The 14202-nt window shown below is 73.4% G+C and carries 11 protein-coding genes; 1 reads left to right on the top strand and 10 read right to left on the bottom strand.

The features are described from left to right. Positions 1 to 190: 190 nt before the first annotated feature. The 8 genes from ACFYOH_RS37840 to ACFYOH_RS37875 all read right to left on the bottom strand — a co-directional run bounded on the left by ACFYOH_RS37840 (position 191) and on the right by ACFYOH_RS37875 (position 11080). The gene (locus ACFYOH_RS37840; RefSeq protein ID WP_388635486.1) at positions 191 to 2407 is read right to left on the bottom strand and encodes an SWIM zinc finger family protein; all 2217 of its coding nucleotides are present in this window, start codon (positions 2405 to 2407) and stop codon (positions 191 to 193) included. Between the two features lie 197 nt (positions 2408 to 2604). Then, a complete protein-coding gene (locus tag ACFYOH_RS37845; protein WP_388635353.1) occupies positions 2605 to 5445 on the bottom strand; it encodes an SNF2-related protein in 2841 nt (946 codons plus the stop codon). 96 nt (positions 5446 to 5541) lie between these two features. Then, positions 5542 to 6123 carry a sugar kinase gene (locus tag ACFYOH_RS37850; RefSeq protein WP_388635355.1) on the bottom strand — a complete coding sequence of 194 codons (582 nt, stop codon included), beginning with the start codon at positions 6121 to 6123 and terminating at the stop codon, positions 5542 to 5544. Continuing rightward, complete coding sequence (locus ACFYOH_RS37855) at positions 6120 to 7265, bottom strand: ROK family glucokinase (RefSeq protein ID WP_388635357.1); 1146 nt, start codon at positions 7263 to 7265, stop codon at positions 6120 to 6122. Before ACFYOH_RS37855 ends, ACFYOH_RS37850 begins: the two co-directional genes overlap by 4 nt. A 117-nt stretch (positions 7266 to 7382) precedes the next feature. After that, positions 7383 to 8153: an ATP-binding cassette domain-containing protein gene (locus ACFYOH_RS37860; RefSeq protein WP_388635359.1), complete on the bottom strand. Its 771-nt coding sequence runs from the start codon at positions 8151 to 8153 to the stop codon at positions 7383 to 7385. Continuing rightward, positions 8150 to 9178 carry an ABC transporter permease gene (locus ACFYOH_RS37865; protein ID WP_388635361.1) on the bottom strand — a complete coding sequence of 343 codons (1029 nt, stop codon included), beginning with the start codon at positions 9176 to 9178 and terminating at the stop codon, positions 8150 to 8152. Before ACFYOH_RS37865 ends, ACFYOH_RS37860 begins: the two co-directional genes overlap by 4 nt. After that, positions 9175 to 10179, bottom strand: coding sequence for a sugar ABC transporter substrate-binding protein (locus tag ACFYOH_RS37870; protein ID WP_388635488.1), 1005 nt, complete (start codon positions 10177 to 10179; stop codon positions 9175 to 9177). Before ACFYOH_RS37870 ends, ACFYOH_RS37865 begins: the two co-directional genes overlap by 4 nt. 163 nt (positions 10180 to 10342) lie before the next feature. Next, complete coding sequence (locus tag ACFYOH_RS37875; protein ID WP_388635490.1) at positions 10343 to 11080, bottom strand: GntR family transcriptional regulator; 738 nt, start codon at positions 11078 to 11080, stop codon at positions 10343 to 10345. A gap of 129 nt (positions 11081 to 11209) precedes the next feature. Here ACFYOH_RS37875 and ACFYOH_RS37880 point away from each other — a divergent pair, with 129 nt between their 5' ends. Then, positions 11210 to 12226: a Gfo/Idh/MocA family oxidoreductase gene (locus ACFYOH_RS37880; RefSeq protein WP_388635363.1), complete on the top strand. Its 1017-nt coding sequence runs from the start codon at positions 11210 to 11212 to the stop codon at positions 12224 to 12226. A 35-nt stretch (positions 12227 to 12261) separates the two neighbouring features. On the opposite strand, the gene ACFYOH_RS37885 is transcribed toward ACFYOH_RS37880, so the two are convergent. Then, positions 12262 to 13443 carry a cytochrome P450 gene (locus tag ACFYOH_RS37885; RefSeq protein WP_388635365.1) on the bottom strand — a complete coding sequence of 394 codons (1182 nt, stop codon included), beginning with the start codon at positions 13441 to 13443 and terminating at the stop codon, positions 12262 to 12264. 79 nt (positions 13444 to 13522) lie between these two features. Further along, positions 13523 to 14194 carry a response regulator gene (locus tag ACFYOH_RS37890; RefSeq protein ID WP_388635366.1) on the bottom strand — a complete coding sequence of 224 codons (672 nt, stop codon included), beginning with the start codon at positions 14192 to 14194 and terminating at the stop codon, positions 13523 to 13525. Between the last annotated feature and the right edge of the window lie 8 nt (positions 14195 to 14202).

Raw genomic sequence — 14202 nt, forward strand, 5'->3', positions numbered from 1 at the left:
GTCGCCGGTACCGCCAAGAGCGTCACCGACCCGGTGGCCAACATCACCGCGGCCGCCAACTACGCGGCCCACCGCTACGGCTCCATCGACAACGTGAACTCCGCGTACTGAGCCGACGCACCCCAGCACCGGAAGGCCGGTGCCGGCAGCGACAACCGCTGCCGGCACCGGCCTTCCCGCGTCACGGCGGTCAGACGTCGTCCGGTGTGCCGAGGCCGGTCAGGGCGCCCACCGGGTCCAGGTCGGGCGTGCCGCGGGGCCACCAGTCGTCCCGGCCCGGCTCCGACTCGTACGCGTACCACAGGCCGTCGCGGCCCAGCCGGAGCTGGACATGGCCGCGGGGATGGGTGAGGCGGTTGCGCCAGGGCCGGAACGCCGGAAGGTCGGCGGCGAGCAGCAGCGGGCGGGCCCGGTCGAAGCGGCCGGCCGGGGGGTCCCACGGCTCCTCCAGCACGGCCAGCCCGGCGGCCCCGCCCTGGCGCCAGGCCGCGACGGCCCGCGCGAGGTCGGCCGGGGGGCGGCCCACGGCCGTGGCGAGCGTGGCGTAGAGGGTGCGGGTGGTGGCCGTGAGGCCGGAGCCGGGGCGGGCGGCGGCCAGGCGCACCGCGTCCTGCCACAGGGTCAGCTCGCCCACCGGATCGCGTCCGGTGCCGAGCAGCGCGTGGGCGCGGGCGGCGGCGTCGGTCGCGAGCTGGTCCAGCGCGAAGGGGTCGGGACCGCCGGGCGCCGCCGGATAGACCGGGGGCTGCTCGGGGTGCGGGGGCGCCGGCAACGGCGGGGGCAGCGGCGGGAGTTCGCGCGGGGCCAGGACGTCAGCGGCGCGTACGCCCGGCAGGGACTGCGGCTGTCGCCCCTGGGCGGCGCGGGCCGCATGGGCGGCGCTGCGCCGGGACAGCGCGTCGAGCAGGCTTCTCTCGCCCCGGCCGCGCAGCAGGAGCAGCACGAAGGGGTCGGCGTCGAGCAGCCGCGCCGTCTGGTAGCAGAGCGCCGCCGCGTGCTTGCAGGGGTGCCCGGAGTCGGGGCAGCTGCAGCGCGGCACGAGGTCGCCGGGGCCGGGCAGCAGGGGCACCCCGCAGTCGGCGAGGGACTGGGGCAGTTCCTTGTCGAGCAGCGCGGCGATGTGGCCCGGCCGGTCGGCGGCCGCGTCCAGGAAGCGCGCCCAGTCCGCGTCCTCCAGCGTGCGGACCCGCACCTGCACCCGGTACGGGCGGGGTCGGCTGCCGCGGACGTACGCCAGCACGAGCCCCGGTGTCACGGTGATCGCGTCGACATGCCCCTGCTCGGCGTAACCGCGGCCCCGCGCCAGCCTCTTGGGGTCCAGCGCGCCCTGCTCCAGCGCGGCCACCCAGGCATTGCCCCACCAGGTCCCGGCGAACGGCGCGCCCTCAGCGGTGGCCACACGGGGCGCGAACTCCGGGAAGGTGCGCCGCAGTTCGGAGTCGCGGTGCGGGGTGGCCATGGTGGCGGGCAGGTAGGGGGACGCCTGTGCGGGGGCCGTGTGGTGCGGTTCGGTGGGAGTGGCGAGGGTGGCGGGGGGTGTGTGCGGGGACACCGGCTCGTCCCGCGTCGGCCCCGATCCCTCGGGAGTGGGGTCCGGCTCGCGGGGGGCGGTGCCGGGGCGCGGCTCGGCGGGGGGCGTGCTGTCGTCGCTGCCGCTGGTGCCGGTGCCCGGGGGCTCGTCCTCCGGGGTGTCGGACCACGTCGGCATCCGGAAGGCGTTGGCCAGGTAGTGCCGGATCTCCTGGGCAGCCTTGACGCGGGCCGCCGCGGATTCCGGTCCGGGGCCGGTCGCGGGGCGCGGCACCGCGGCGGCGGTGCCACCGGTCGCGCGCGTCCCGCGTCGGGTACGGGGGTCCTGCGACCGCTTGCCGCGCGCCTCGGCCTCGGCCTCGGCCTCGGCACGCAGCGCCTCCCGGCGGGCGGCCCGGAGCGCTTCCCTGGCCACGTCGGCGGGACGCACCCCGGGCCGTCCCGCCCGGGCGCCCCCGGACACGTCTCCCTCACCGGCACGGGCGGCGCCGGGCACGTCTGGCGCCCCAGCACGGGCGGCGCCAGGCACATCTCCCTCTCCCGCACGGCCGGCACCGGGCACATCTCGCGCTCCGGCACGGGCGCCCCCGGGCACGTCCCCCTCTGCCGCACGGCCGGCGCCGGACGCGTCCCGGTCTCCCGCACGGCCGGCCCCAGGCACGACACGGTCCCCCGCGCGGGCGCCCCCGGCGCCCGCATCCGCGGACCGCTCCGTGGCACGGGTCCCGCCTTCGTCGGCGGGCCGCGCGGCGGCACCGAGTGCGCCTTCGTCGGCAGGCTGTGCCCGGGCCTCCGTTGGCCTGCGGTCTGCGGCGGCGGAGTCGCCGGGTCCGTCCGGCGTGCCGGGCGTATCCGACCCGGCGGGCACGGGGGGCATGGCCGTCGCCCGGAGGGCGGCGCGCGCGAGGTCCGCGGGCCTCGGTTCCGCGGTGCCCGTCCCGTCGACCACGCGCCCGGACGCCGCCTGCTCCTCCGCGGTCTCCCGCCCTGCTTCCGCCCGCTCGGCCTCCGCGCGCTGCCGCGCCTCCCGCAGGGCGCGGCGCGCGGCGTCGCCGGGGCGCTGTTCGCCGGTCGTCACGACGGCCTCCGCAGGGAGACGAGGTCGGACAGTTCACGGTCGGTCAGTTCGGTGAGGGCCGCCTCGCCGGAGCCCAGGATGGCGTCGGCCAGGGCGCGCTTGGCGGTGAGCATCTCGGCGATGCGGTCCTCGACCGTGCCCTCGGTGACCAGGCGGTGGACCTGGACCGGCTGGGTCTGGCCGATGCGGTACGCGCGGTCGGTGGCCTGTTCCTCGACCGCCGGGTTCCACCAGCGGTCGAAGTGGATGACATGGCCCGCGCGGGTGAGGTTCAGGCCGGTGCCGGCGGCCTTCAGGGAGAGCACCAGGACGGGGGTCTCGCCGCTCTGGAAGCGGTCGACCATGCGCTCGCGCTCCGGGACCGGGGTGCCGCCGTGCAGCAGGTCGATCGGGATCGCGCGTGCGGACAAATGCGCGGTGATCAGGCGGGCCATGCCGACGTACTGGGTGAAGACGAGCGCCGAGCCGTCCTCGGCGAGGAGGGTGTCCAACAGTTCGTCCAGCAGGGCGAGTTTGCCGGAGCGGGCCAGGAGCCGGTCGGCGTGCGGGTCCTCCTTCAGGTACAGCGCCGGGTGGTCGCAGATCTGCTTCAGGGCGCCCAGCAGCTTCAGCACCAGGCCCCGCCGGGCGATGCCCTCGGCGGTCTCGATGGCCAGCATCGACTCGCGCACCACCGCCTCGTACAGCGCGGCCTGTTCGCGGGTGAGCGGCACCGGGTGGTCCGTCTCGGTCTTGGGCGGCAGCTCGGGGACGATGCCCGGGTCGGACTTCTTGCGGCGCAGCAGGAACGGCCGTACCAGACGGGCCAGGCGCTCGATCGCCTCCTGGTCCTCGCCGTTCTCCACCGCGCGGGCGTGCCGGGCGCGGAAGGACTTAAGGGGGCCCAGGAGTCCGGGGGTGGTCCAGTCGAGCAGGGCCCAGAGCTCGGAGAGGTTGTTCTCCACGGGGGTGCCGGTCAGCGCCACTCGCGCGGGGGCCGGGATGGTGCGCAGCGCCTTGGCGGTGGCCGAGAAGGGGTTCTTCACATGCTGGGCCTCGTCGGCGACGACCATGCCCCAGGCCTGTTCGGCCAGGCGGGCCGCGGCGGAGCGCATGGTGCCGTACGTGGTGAGGACGAAGCCGCCGTCGAGGCCGTCCAGCGTCCGGTCGGGGCCGTGGAAGCGGCGGACGGGGACACCGGGGGCGAACCGGGTGATCTCCCGCTGCCAGTTGCCCAGGAGGGACGCGGGGCACACGACCAGGGTCGGCTCGGTGCGGGCGCGTTTCAGGTGCAGGGCGATGAGAGTGACGGTCTTGCCGAGGCCCATGTCGTCGGCGAGGCAGCCGCCGAGGCCGAGGGAGGTCATCAGGTCCAGCCAGGCGAGTCCGCGCAGTTGGTAGTCGCGGAGGGTGGCAGCCAGCCCCGCGGGCGGTTCGGCGGGGTGCAGGCCCGCGGTGAGCCGGTCGCGCAGGGCGGCCAGCGCGCCGACCGGGACGGCCTCGACGGTCTCCCCGTCGACCTCGGCGGTGCCGGTGAGCGCGACGGACAGGGCGTCCACCGGGTCGAGCAGGCCCAGTTCGCGCTTGCGGGCCTTGCGGACGAGGGCCGGGTCGACCAGCACCCAGCGGTCCCGGAGCCGGACGACCGGGCGATGGGCCTCGGCCAGGGCGTCCATCTCGGCCTCGCTGAGCGGATCCCCGCCGAGAGCCAACTGCCAGCGGAACCGGAGCAGTTCCTCGCTCTCGAAGAAGCCGGTGCCGTCGGTCGCCGAACCGGGCGCCGGGCGGACCACCGCGGCGGCCGTCAGGTCGCGGGCGAGGTCCCGCGGCCAGTGCACGGCGACGCCGGCGGCGGCCAGTCGCGGGGCAGCGACGCCGAGCAGCTCGCCCAGCTCCTCCTCGGACAGGGCGAGCACATCGGGCACGTCCTGTCCGGCGAGCCGGTCCAGGGGCGGCCACACGCGGGCCGCGCGCCGCACCGCGAGGGCGGCGTCCACCCGCGAGCGGGGGCCGAACGCCGTGTCGGCCTCCCCCGCCCACAGGGCCGCCGCGTCGGCCACCAGGGTGGGGTCGGCGAGGCTGTGCACCTGCACGATGGCGGCCCCGGCGGCGCGCGCGCCGTCGTGCTCACCGGCATCGAAGACGTCGTAGGCCGACAGGTCCAGGCGGAGCGAGATCCGCACGCCCGCGTCCATGCCGGCGGCGACCTCGGCCGCCCATTCATGGGCCTGGGGCAGCGCCACGGGCTCCCGGGCGGCGAAGGGCCGGCCGGAGGTGTAGGGGGCGGCCGGGGTGCGGGGCAGGGTGTCGGCGACCGCGTCCAGGAAGGAGCGGATCAGGGCCTCCGGCTCGGGCAGCCGGAGCGGGCCCGGGTCCGGGAGCGGTACGGCGTGGCCTTCCGGGGGCAGGGCCGCGGCGACCGCGCGCAGGTGGGCGATGTCGGCGGGCTCCAGGGGGCCGGCCCGCCAGGCGTCGTGGCCGGCCGGGGTCAGGCCCGGCAGCAGGCGGCCGCGGGCCACCAGCCGCAGCGCGTGCAGCGCGGCGGCGCCCCAGCAGGCCGTGGCCGGATGGGCGGCCGGGTCGCGGCGGGCCCGGACCAGCAGCGGCAGGGCCTCGGCGAGCGGGAGGGCCAGCGCGGGCACCTGCCGGCGGCGCACGCCCGCACCGTGGCGTCGTACGACCGTGATCTCGGTGGTGTCGCCCTCGACGGACCCGCCGTCGGGGTTCCAGAAGGCGATGCGGCCCTCGCGCGGGAGGGGCGCCGGAAGGTAGACGGACGCGAGGCGCACCGGGAGCCGGTCCCCGGCCTGCCCGGATCCTCCCGCGCGCTCCGCCACCGCTGCCGTGCCGCCGCTCATACGTCCTGCCATCTCCCGCCCGTGCATCGGATCAGACGTCTTCGACTCTACGGGCGGGGTCTGACAATCGGCCCCGGGACCGCCCAGGGCCCGCGACTACGGGACCGTGCGGGAGACGACGTAGACCATCGGGTTCTTCGGGTCGGACATGTTCACGACCACGTCCTGGGTCGGCGCCGGGTTCTTCTGCCGGTGGGTCAGTCCCCACCAGGGCCCGGTGCCGGTGAAGCGCCAGCCGCTGACCTTCTGGTCGCGGGCGCCGATGGCGATGTCGGTCTTCTTCAGTTCGTCCCGGCGTGCGCCCATGGTCTGCAGGAAGCTGTCCAGGCCGGCGGCGTTGGTGCGGAACTGCACGTAGAGGCGGCTGGTCTTCCAGTTGTTCGTCTCGTAGGAGGCGATGTAGTCGGCCGGGTGCGGGACCGTCACCTGGTAGAGGCGGCGCTGCACGTTGGACGGCCAGCCCGAGGTCAGGCCGGTCGCCGAGTACTTCGCCTCCTTGTCCTTGCCGCTGTTGCGGCTCTGGTTCGCGGAGATCACCAGATAGCCGGCCGGGACGCCGATGAGCAGGCCGATGATCAGCAGGGTGAGCGCGCGGCGCCTGGCCTTGTGCCCGGGGTTCTCGGCGGGGCGGCGCGGCTCGTCCGGCGGGGCGGCCTGGCGCGGCAGGGAGGCGGTCATGCGGTGTCCCGGTTCCGGCGGGCCTCGGTGTACCGCTCGTAGCGTTCGAACCGCTCCACCCGTCGGCGCTTGGCCCGGCGGAACCGGCGGGCGACCAGCCGGGCCAGGTCGGCGGCGCCCACCATGCCGGCCTCGGGGCCGAGCTGGGCGCGGGTGATGCGGGCCTCGGGGCGGTAGCCGCGGCCGGTGAGGTGGCGCTTGAAGGCGTCCCGGGCCGGGCCGATGAGCAGGTCGTCGGCGGCCGAGACCCCGCCGCCGATGACGAAGCAGGAGGGGTCGAGGGCGGCGGCGAGGTTGGCGATGCCGACGCCGAGCCACTGACCGATGTCCTGGAGCAGCTCGACGCACATCGCGTCGCCCTCGCGGGCCAGCTCGGTGATCATCGGGCCGGTGATGTCGCCGATCTGGCCCTTGACGTGCTCGATGATGCCGTAGGCCACCGGGGAGTCGGCGGCGGCCAGCTCCTTGGCCTCGCGGACCAGCGCGTTGCCCGAGCTGTACTGCTCCCAGCAGCCGCGGTTGCCGCACGGGCAGCGGTGGCCGCCGGGAACGACCTGCATATGGCCGAACTCGCCGGCGACGCCGTACTTGCCGCGCTTGACCTGACCGTCCTCCAGGATGGCGCCGCCGATGCCGGTGCCGAGGGTGATCATGACGAGGTGGTCCTCGCCGCGTCCCGCGCCGAAGCGCCACTCCGCCCAGGCGGCGGTGTTGGCGTCGTTGTCCACGAGGACCGGCACGGAGAGGCGGCCGCTCAGGCGGTCGCGCAGCGGTTCGTTGCGCCACGACAGGTGGGGGGCGAACAGGACGCGGTTGCGGTCGGCGTCGACCCAGCCGGCCGCGCCGATGCCGACCGCGTGCACGTCGTGCCGGTCGGACAGGTCCAGGACCAGCTCGACGATGGTGTCCTCGACGACCTTGGGGCTCTTGGACTTGTCCGGGGTCTCCGCGCGGAGCTTCTCCAGGATGTTGCCGTCGGCGTCCACGACGCCCGCCATGACCTTGGTGCCGCCGATGTCGATGCCCACCGTCGGCACACGGGGTGCTGTCAGATGGGAGCGGCGTTCCCTGGTACCGACCGTACGGAGCACGGGGGCCCTGCGGGAGCCGATGGGGGCGGTGAGGTCGCGGTAGGTGCTCATCGTTTGTCGATTCTGCCTCACCGTGGGTGTGGGTCGCGTACGGGACGGGAGAGGGGGGTGCGCGAGCGTCGCCGACCGCGGGTGCGTTGTGGCTCGTCGCACGGTTCCGTGCGCCCCTCAACCACGCTGCAGTTCATGGCGCAGGGCGTCCAGGTCGGATCCTCCCGCCATCTGCCGGGTCAGCTCGTCCAGAGTGATCTCGTCCCGTGTGCAATTGCCCACCATTGTGCCGCGGCGCAGCAGGACGAATCTGTCCCCGACCAGGTACGCGTGATGCGGGTTGTGGGTGATCAAGACAACGCCCAGGCCTTCGTCGCGTGCCGCGGCCACATATTTGAGGACCACACCGGACTGCTTCACCCCCAGTGCCGCCGTCGGCTCGTCCAGGACCAGGACCTTCGCGCCGAAGTGGACCGCGCGGGCGATCGCCACGCACTGGCGCTCGCCGCCGGAGAGGGTGCCGATGGGCTGGTCGACGTCCCTGAGGTCGATGCCCATGCGGAGCAGTGCCTCGCGGCTGGTGCGGCGCATGAGGTCGGTGTCCAGGCGCTTGAAGGGGCCCTTGCCCTTGCGGGGCTCGGAACCGAGGAAGAAGTTGCGCCAGACCGGCATGAGGGGGACGACCGCCAGGTCCTGGTAGACCGTGGCGATGCCGCGGTCGAGGGCCTCGCGCGGGGAGGAGAGGGTCGTCTCCTCCCCCTCGATGCTCAGGGTGCCGCCGTCGTGCCGGTGCAGACCCGCGACGATCTTGATCAGGGTGGACTTGCCGGCTCCGTTGTCGCCGAGGACGCAGGTGATCTCGCCGGGGTGGACCTCCAGCGAGACGCCTTCGAGGGCGCGGACGGTGCCGTAGTGCTTGCTGACGTCGGTCAGCTCGACGAGAGTCACTTGCTGACCTCCGCGCGCTTCTTGACCCAGGCGTTGAGCAGGGTGGCGAGGAGCAGCATCGCTCCGAGGAAGAACTTGAACCAGTCGGGGTTCCACTCGGCGAAGACGATGCCCTTGCTGGTCATGCCGAAGAGCAGGGCGCCCACGGCGGAGCCGATCGCGCTGCCGTAGCCGCCGGTGATCAGGCAGCCGCCGATCACGGCCGCGATGATGTAGATCAGCTCGTTGCCGACGCCCTCGCCGGACTGGACGGCGTCGAAGGAGAAGAGCAGGTGCTGGCCGGAGATCCAGGCGCCGAAGGCCACGCCCATGTAGAGCCCGATCTTGGTCCTGGCGACCGGGACGCCGACCGCGCGGGCCGCGTCCTGGTTGCCGCCGACGGCGAAGATCCAGTTGCCGGCGCGGGTGCGCAGCAGGATCCAGGAGGCCATCGCCACCAGGCCGAGCCACCACAGGATCGTGACCTTGAAGTCGACCCCGCCGATCGTGAGCGTCGAGGCGAAGAGCGCGTGGGCGGAGGGGAAGCCCTCCATGTCCCCGATGGTCTTCGTCGACACCGTGCCGTCGATCAGCTTGGTGAAGCCGAGGTTCATGCCGGTCAGCATCAGGAAGGTGCCCAGCGTCACGATGAAGCTGGGCAGCTTGGTGCGGGTGAGCATGAAGCCGTTGAACGCGCCGATGGCCAGCGTCACGAGGAGGGACACCCCTACGCCGACCCAGGTGTTCGCCGTCATCTGGTAGCTGAACATCGAGGAGACCAGCGCCGAGGACGTCACCAGGACACCGGCCGACAGGTCGAACTCGCCGCCGATCATCAGCAGGGCCACGGGTACGGCCATGATGCCGATGGTCGAGGAGGCGTACAGGATCGTGCTGAGGCTGGCGGCGCGCAGGAAACCGTCGGCGGCGCAGGCGAAGAAGACGAAGACGGCGAGGGCGCCGACCATCGAGCCCAGTTCCGGCCGGGAGAGCAGCTTCTTCGCCGGCGAGCTCTGCAGAACCCTTTCATCAATGGTTGCGCTCATCGCGTGCCCCGCTCGGTGTACGCGGCCAGCGCGGCGGCCTGGTCCTTGGTGATGATCTGCGGACCGGTCAGCACCGGCCGGCCACCGCCGAGGACGTCGCCGTTGTACTTGTAGGCCCACAGCAGGTCGACCGCCTCGTAGCCCTGGAGGTACGGCTGCTGGTCCACGGCGAAGCCCAGGGTGCCGTTCTTCAGCTCGGCGGCGACCTGTGCGTTGAGGTCGAAGGTGTCGATCTCGGCCTTGCTGCCCGCGTCACCCCTGGCCTTCACGGCGGTGTCGGCGTACGGGGCGCCCAAGGTGACGACCGAGTCGATGGAGTCGTCGGCCTGGAGCTTGGCCTCGATGGCGGACTGCACGTCCGGCATGTCGGTGCCGTTGACGTACAGCTTCTGCAGCGTGCCGTGGAAGGTCTTGGCGACGCCGTCGCAGCGCTGCTCGTGGCCCACGTTGCCCTGCTCGTGCAGCACGCACAGGGCCTTCTTCCTCCCGCGCTTGTTCAGCTCGTCGCCGACGGCCTCGCCGGCGATCGTCTCGTCCTGGCCGATGTGGGTGAGGGCGCCGAAGGCCTTGGACTCCGTGGAGCCGGAGTTCACCGTGATCAACGGGATTCCGGCCTTCTCGGCGCGGGCCACGGCTGCCTTCACGGCGTCCGGCTTGGCGAGGGTGACGATGATGCCGTCGACCTTCTTGTCGACCGCCGCGTCCACCAGCTGCGCCTGCTGCTGGGCCTGGTCGTCGTGCGAGTACAGGAAGTTGATGTTGTCCTTGACGGCGGCCTGCTTGGCGCCGCTCTGCACGATGTCCCAGAAGGTGTCGCCGTCTCCCGAGTGGGTGATCATCGCGAAGGTCCAGCGGGGCGTGTTCACCGCCACCCTCCCCTGGGCCGCGGCGGCCTTGCGGGCGTCCTCGGCCCGCTTGCCTCCCGTGCTGCTGCATGCCGCGAGGGACAGCGAAAGTGCCGCTGTCAGCGAGATGACCGCCCAGGTCCTGAACCGTGCCACGAGGCCGTGCCCCTTCTTGCTGTGTTCGTACGTGCGGAAGGGGCCGGTGATCAGCTCAGCGGCCCCAAACGCTCCAGTATCGAACACGGGTGACACTCATGACACAGCGGGGGAGCACGCATCCGTCCTAATGTCCGGACATTACAACGAACGCGGTCGCCGGTCAGGGCCGGACGAGCAGCTGGAACTCGAAGGAGTAACGCGTCGGCCGGTAGGTGTGGTCGCCGAACTCGACCGCGCGGCCGGTGTCGTCGAAGGTGGTGCGCTGCATGGTGAGCAGCGGGGCGCCCTCGTCCTCGGCGAGCCGCTCGGCCTCGGCCGCCGTGGCACCGCGGGCGCCGATGGACTGGCGGGCGCTGTGCAGGGTGATCCCGGCCGAGCGCATCAGCCGGTACAGGCCGGTGGCCTCCAGCTGGGCGGTGTCCAGGTCGAGCAGGCCGGGCGGGAGGTGGTTGATCAGGTACGCCATCGGCTCGCCGTGCGCGAGGCGCAGCCGCTCGATGCGGTGCACGTCGCCGCCCTCGGGCACGCCGAGCGCGGCGGCGACCTCGGCGGAGGCCGGTACGACGGTGTTGACCAGCACCTTGGTCGCGGGGCGCTGACCGGCCGCCTCCAGGTCGTCGTACAGACTGCTCAGCTCCAGCGGGCGCTTGACCTGGCTGTGCACCACCTGCGTGCCGACGCCGCGGCGGCGCACGAGGAGCCCCTTGTCGACGAGGGACTGGATGGCCTGGCGGACGGTCGGCCGGGACAGACCGAGCCGCGCGGCCAGCTCGATCTCGTTGCCCAGCAGGCTCCCCGGAGTGAGGCTGCCGTGCTCGATGGCGGCCTCCAGCTGCTGGGAGAGCTGGAAGTACAACGGCACCGGGGAGCTACGGTCCACATGGAGGTCGAGCGACACGGTGGGGTCCACATCTGGTTTCGGCACGGCCCGAGCGTAGTCCCGTGGCCGGTTGACGGGAAGTTGTGTAGTCCGATTGTCCGGACATACGCATTGACAGGGCACGGGCTCCGCCCTCACTTTGTTTCCATGCGCATCGGGGTCATCGGTACGGGCCGCATCGGCAGCCTCCACGCGAGAACGCTCAGCCGCCACCGGGAGGTCGGGTCGCTGATCCTGACGGACGCGGATCCGGCGCGGGCGCAGGGACTGGCGCACCGGCTGGGTGAGACGGCGGCGCCGGGTGTGGACGAGATCTTCAAGTGGGGCGTGGACGCGGTGGTGATCACCACGGCGACGTCGGCCCACGCCGAACTGATCGGTCGGGCAGCCCGCTCGGGCCTGCCGGTCTTCTGCGAGAAGCCGATCGCGCTCGACCTGCCGGGCACACTGCAGGCGCTCGCCGAGGTGGAGACGGCGGGCACGATTCTGCAGATGGGGTTCCAGCGGCGCTTCGACGCGGGATACGCCGGCGCCCGCGAGGCCGTGCGCTCGGGACGCCTCGGCCGACTGCACACCGTGCGCGCGATGACCTGCGACCAGTCCCCTCCCCCGGCCGACTGGCTGCCGCTGTCCGGCGGGCTGTTCCGGGACACGCTGATCCATGACTTCGACGTGCTGCGGTGGGTGACGGGCCGTGAGGTGGCCGACGTCTACGCCACCGGGTCCGACGCCGGGCCCGCGATGTTCCGCGAGGCCGGGGACGTCGACACGGGCGCGGTGCTGCTCACGCTGGACGACGGCACGCTGGCCACGGCCACGGCGACCCGGCTGAACGGCGCCGGGTACGACGTGCGCATGGAGCTGGCCGGGGAAGCGGACACGGTCGTGGTGGGCCTGGACGACCGTACGCCGCTCGCGTCCACCGAGCCGACCGGGCCGCCGCCCGCGGACAAGCCGTGGCCGGGCTTCCTGGAGCGGTTCGGCCCCGCGTACGAGGCCGAGCTGAACGCCTTCCTGGAGGTGGTGCACGGCGAGCGCCCCAACCCGTGCGACGGCCACGAGGCCCTGCAGGCTCTGCGGGTGGCCGAGGCCTGCGAGCTCTCCCGCCGGGAGCGGCGCCCGGTGTCCCTGGCCGAGATCCCGGACCGGGCACGGCCCTCGTAGCCGATGCCCGGCACGGGTGCCCGGCGGCCGAAGAGCTACCAGCGCACCGGCAGGGTGCGGACACCTCTCATCAGGAGGCCCGGAAGCCACTCGCCGGGTGCGCCGTCGAGGGTGAGGGCGGGGGCGCGGCGCAGGAGGGTGCCGATGGCCGTGCGGCCCTCCAGGCGGGCCAGGGGTGCGCCCAGGCAGTAGTGGACGCCGTGACCGAAGGCGAGATGGCCACGGGGGTCGCGGCGGATGTCGAAGCGGTCCGGCTCGGCGTAGCGGGCGCCGTCACGCTGGGCCGCGGTGAGGCCGATCATCACATGCTCGCCCCGCTCGATCCGGATGCCGCCGATGTCCAGGGGCTCGGCGGCATACCGGAAGGTGGCGGTCTCCACCGGGCCCTCGTAGCGCAGCATCTCCTCGATCGCGCCGTCCAGCAGGCCCATGTCGGCGCGCAGGGCGGCGAGTTGGCCGGGATGGGTGAGCAGCGCCAGGACGCCGTTGCCGATGAGGTTGACCGTGGTCTCGTGGCCGGCGATCAGCAGCACGAAGGCCATGCCGCGCAGTTCTTCCGCCGAAAGCCGGTCGCCGTCCTCGGCGGTGGTGCGGATCAGGTCGCTGAGCAGGTCGTCGGCCGGACCGGCGCACCGCTTGTCCTCGATCAGTTCCGTCAGGTACTCGGCGAGGCTGACCACCGCGTCGTACTCGCGCTGCGAGCTGGTCGGGGCGACCACCTCCGTCGACAGTTTGCGGAACTCGTCGCGGTCCATCTCCGGGACGCCGAGGAGTTCGCAGATGACGGTGATGGGCAGCGGGTAGGCGAGGGAGCCGATGAGGTCGGCGCGGCCGGCCGGGAGCATCTCGTCCAGCAGGTCGTCGGTGACCTGCTGGACGCGCGGGCGCAGCCGCTCGACCCGGCGCATGGTGAAGGCCCGGGCGACGAGGCCGCGCAGGCGGGTGTGCTGCGGCGGGTCGGTGGCCAGCAGGTGCCGGCCGATCAGGTCCTCGTCGAGGAAGGTCACGCCGATCCTGCTGCCGTCCTTGGCCAGACGCGGGTCGGCGAGCGCGGCGCGGGCCTCCTCGTACCCGACGACGAGCCAGGTCTCGTAGCCGTCGTCGGAACCCGGTGGCCGGACGCGGTGGACCGGGCCGCGCTCCAGCAGGCGCGCGTACACCGCGTGCGGGTCGCGGCGCAGTTCGTCGCCGTACTCCCCCAGATCGATCAGCTCCATGACCTTCCCGTCCTCCCCTTGCGGCCCCCGAGGCCAGGACAGCAGCACCCTGTGTCCGGACAACGCCCCGGACGGCCGGTTAGTGCCCGTCGTCCCCGAGGAGCCCGGCGTCGTAGGCGAGCAGGGCGATCTGGACGCGGTTGTCGAGGCCGAGCTTGGCGAGGATGCGGGAGACGTGGGTCTTGACGGTGGCCACGCTCATGAACAGCTCAGTGGCGATCGCCGCGTTGGGCAGGCCGCGGCCGACGGCGACGGCGACCTCGCGTTCGCGGTCGTTGAGGACGGCGAGCCGTTCACGTGCGCGTGCCTGGCGCGCGTCGGCGGCGCCGCCGGCCGCGTGCCGCATCACCTGCCGGGTGACGGCGGGCGACAGCACGGGGTCGCCGGCCGCGACCCGGCGCACGGCGTCGACGATCTCGGTGGGCGGGGTGTCCTTCAGCACGAATCCGGCGGCGCCCGCGCGCAGGGCGTGCAGCACCTGGTCGTCGGCGTGGAAGGTGGTGAGCACCACGACCTGCGGGGCGTCGGCCCGCGCACGCAGCCGCTCGGTCGCGGTGAGCCCGTCCACCGACGGCATCCGGATGTCCATGAGGACGACGTCCGGCCGGGTGCGCGAGACGAGTTCCTCGGCCTCGGCGCCGTCCGCGGCCTCCCCGACGATCTCGATGTCCTCGGCCCCGCCGATCATCAGGGCCAGTCCGGCCCGTACGAGCGGATCGTCGTCGACGAGGAGAAGTCTGATCGGGGTCATGGGCCATA

Source organism: Streptomyces sp. NPDC007856, assembly GCF_042868225.1.
Taxonomy (GTDB): domain Bacteria; phylum Actinomycetota; class Actinomycetes; order Streptomycetales; family Streptomycetaceae; genus Streptomyces.

Bases quoted from the DNA above. Each gene is read 5' to 3' on its own strand.
- ACFYOH_RS37840 (WP_388635486.1), bottom strand. From the start codon at position 2,407: ATGCCCCCCGTGCCCGCCGGGTCGGATACGCCCGGCACGCCGGACGGA.
- ACFYOH_RS37845 (WP_388635353.1), bottom strand. From the start codon at position 5,445: ATGAGCGGCGGCACGGCAGCGGTGGCGGAGCGCGCGGGAGGATCCGGG.
- ACFYOH_RS37850 (WP_388635355.1), bottom strand. From the start codon at position 6,123: ATGACCGCCTCCCTGCCGCGCCAGGCCGCCCCGCCGGACGAGCCGCGC.
- ACFYOH_RS37855 (WP_388635357.1), bottom strand. From the start codon at position 7,265: ATGAGCACCTACCGCGACCTCACCGCCCCCATCGGCTCCCGCAGGGCC.
- ACFYOH_RS37865 (WP_388635361.1), bottom strand. From the start codon at position 9,178: ATGAGCGCAACCATTGATGAAAGGGTTCTGCAGAGCTCGCCGGCGAAG.
- ACFYOH_RS37880 (WP_388635363.1), top strand. From the start codon at position 11,210: ATGCGCATCGGGGTCATCGGTACGGGCCGCATCGGCAGCCTCCACGCG.
- ACFYOH_RS37885 (WP_388635365.1), bottom strand. From the start codon at position 13,443: ATGGAGCTGATCGATCTGGGGGAGTACGGCGACGAACTGCGCCGCGAC.
- ACFYOH_RS37890 (WP_388635366.1), bottom strand. From the start codon at position 14,194: ATGACCCCGATCAGACTTCTCCTCGTCGACGACGATCCGCTCGTACGG.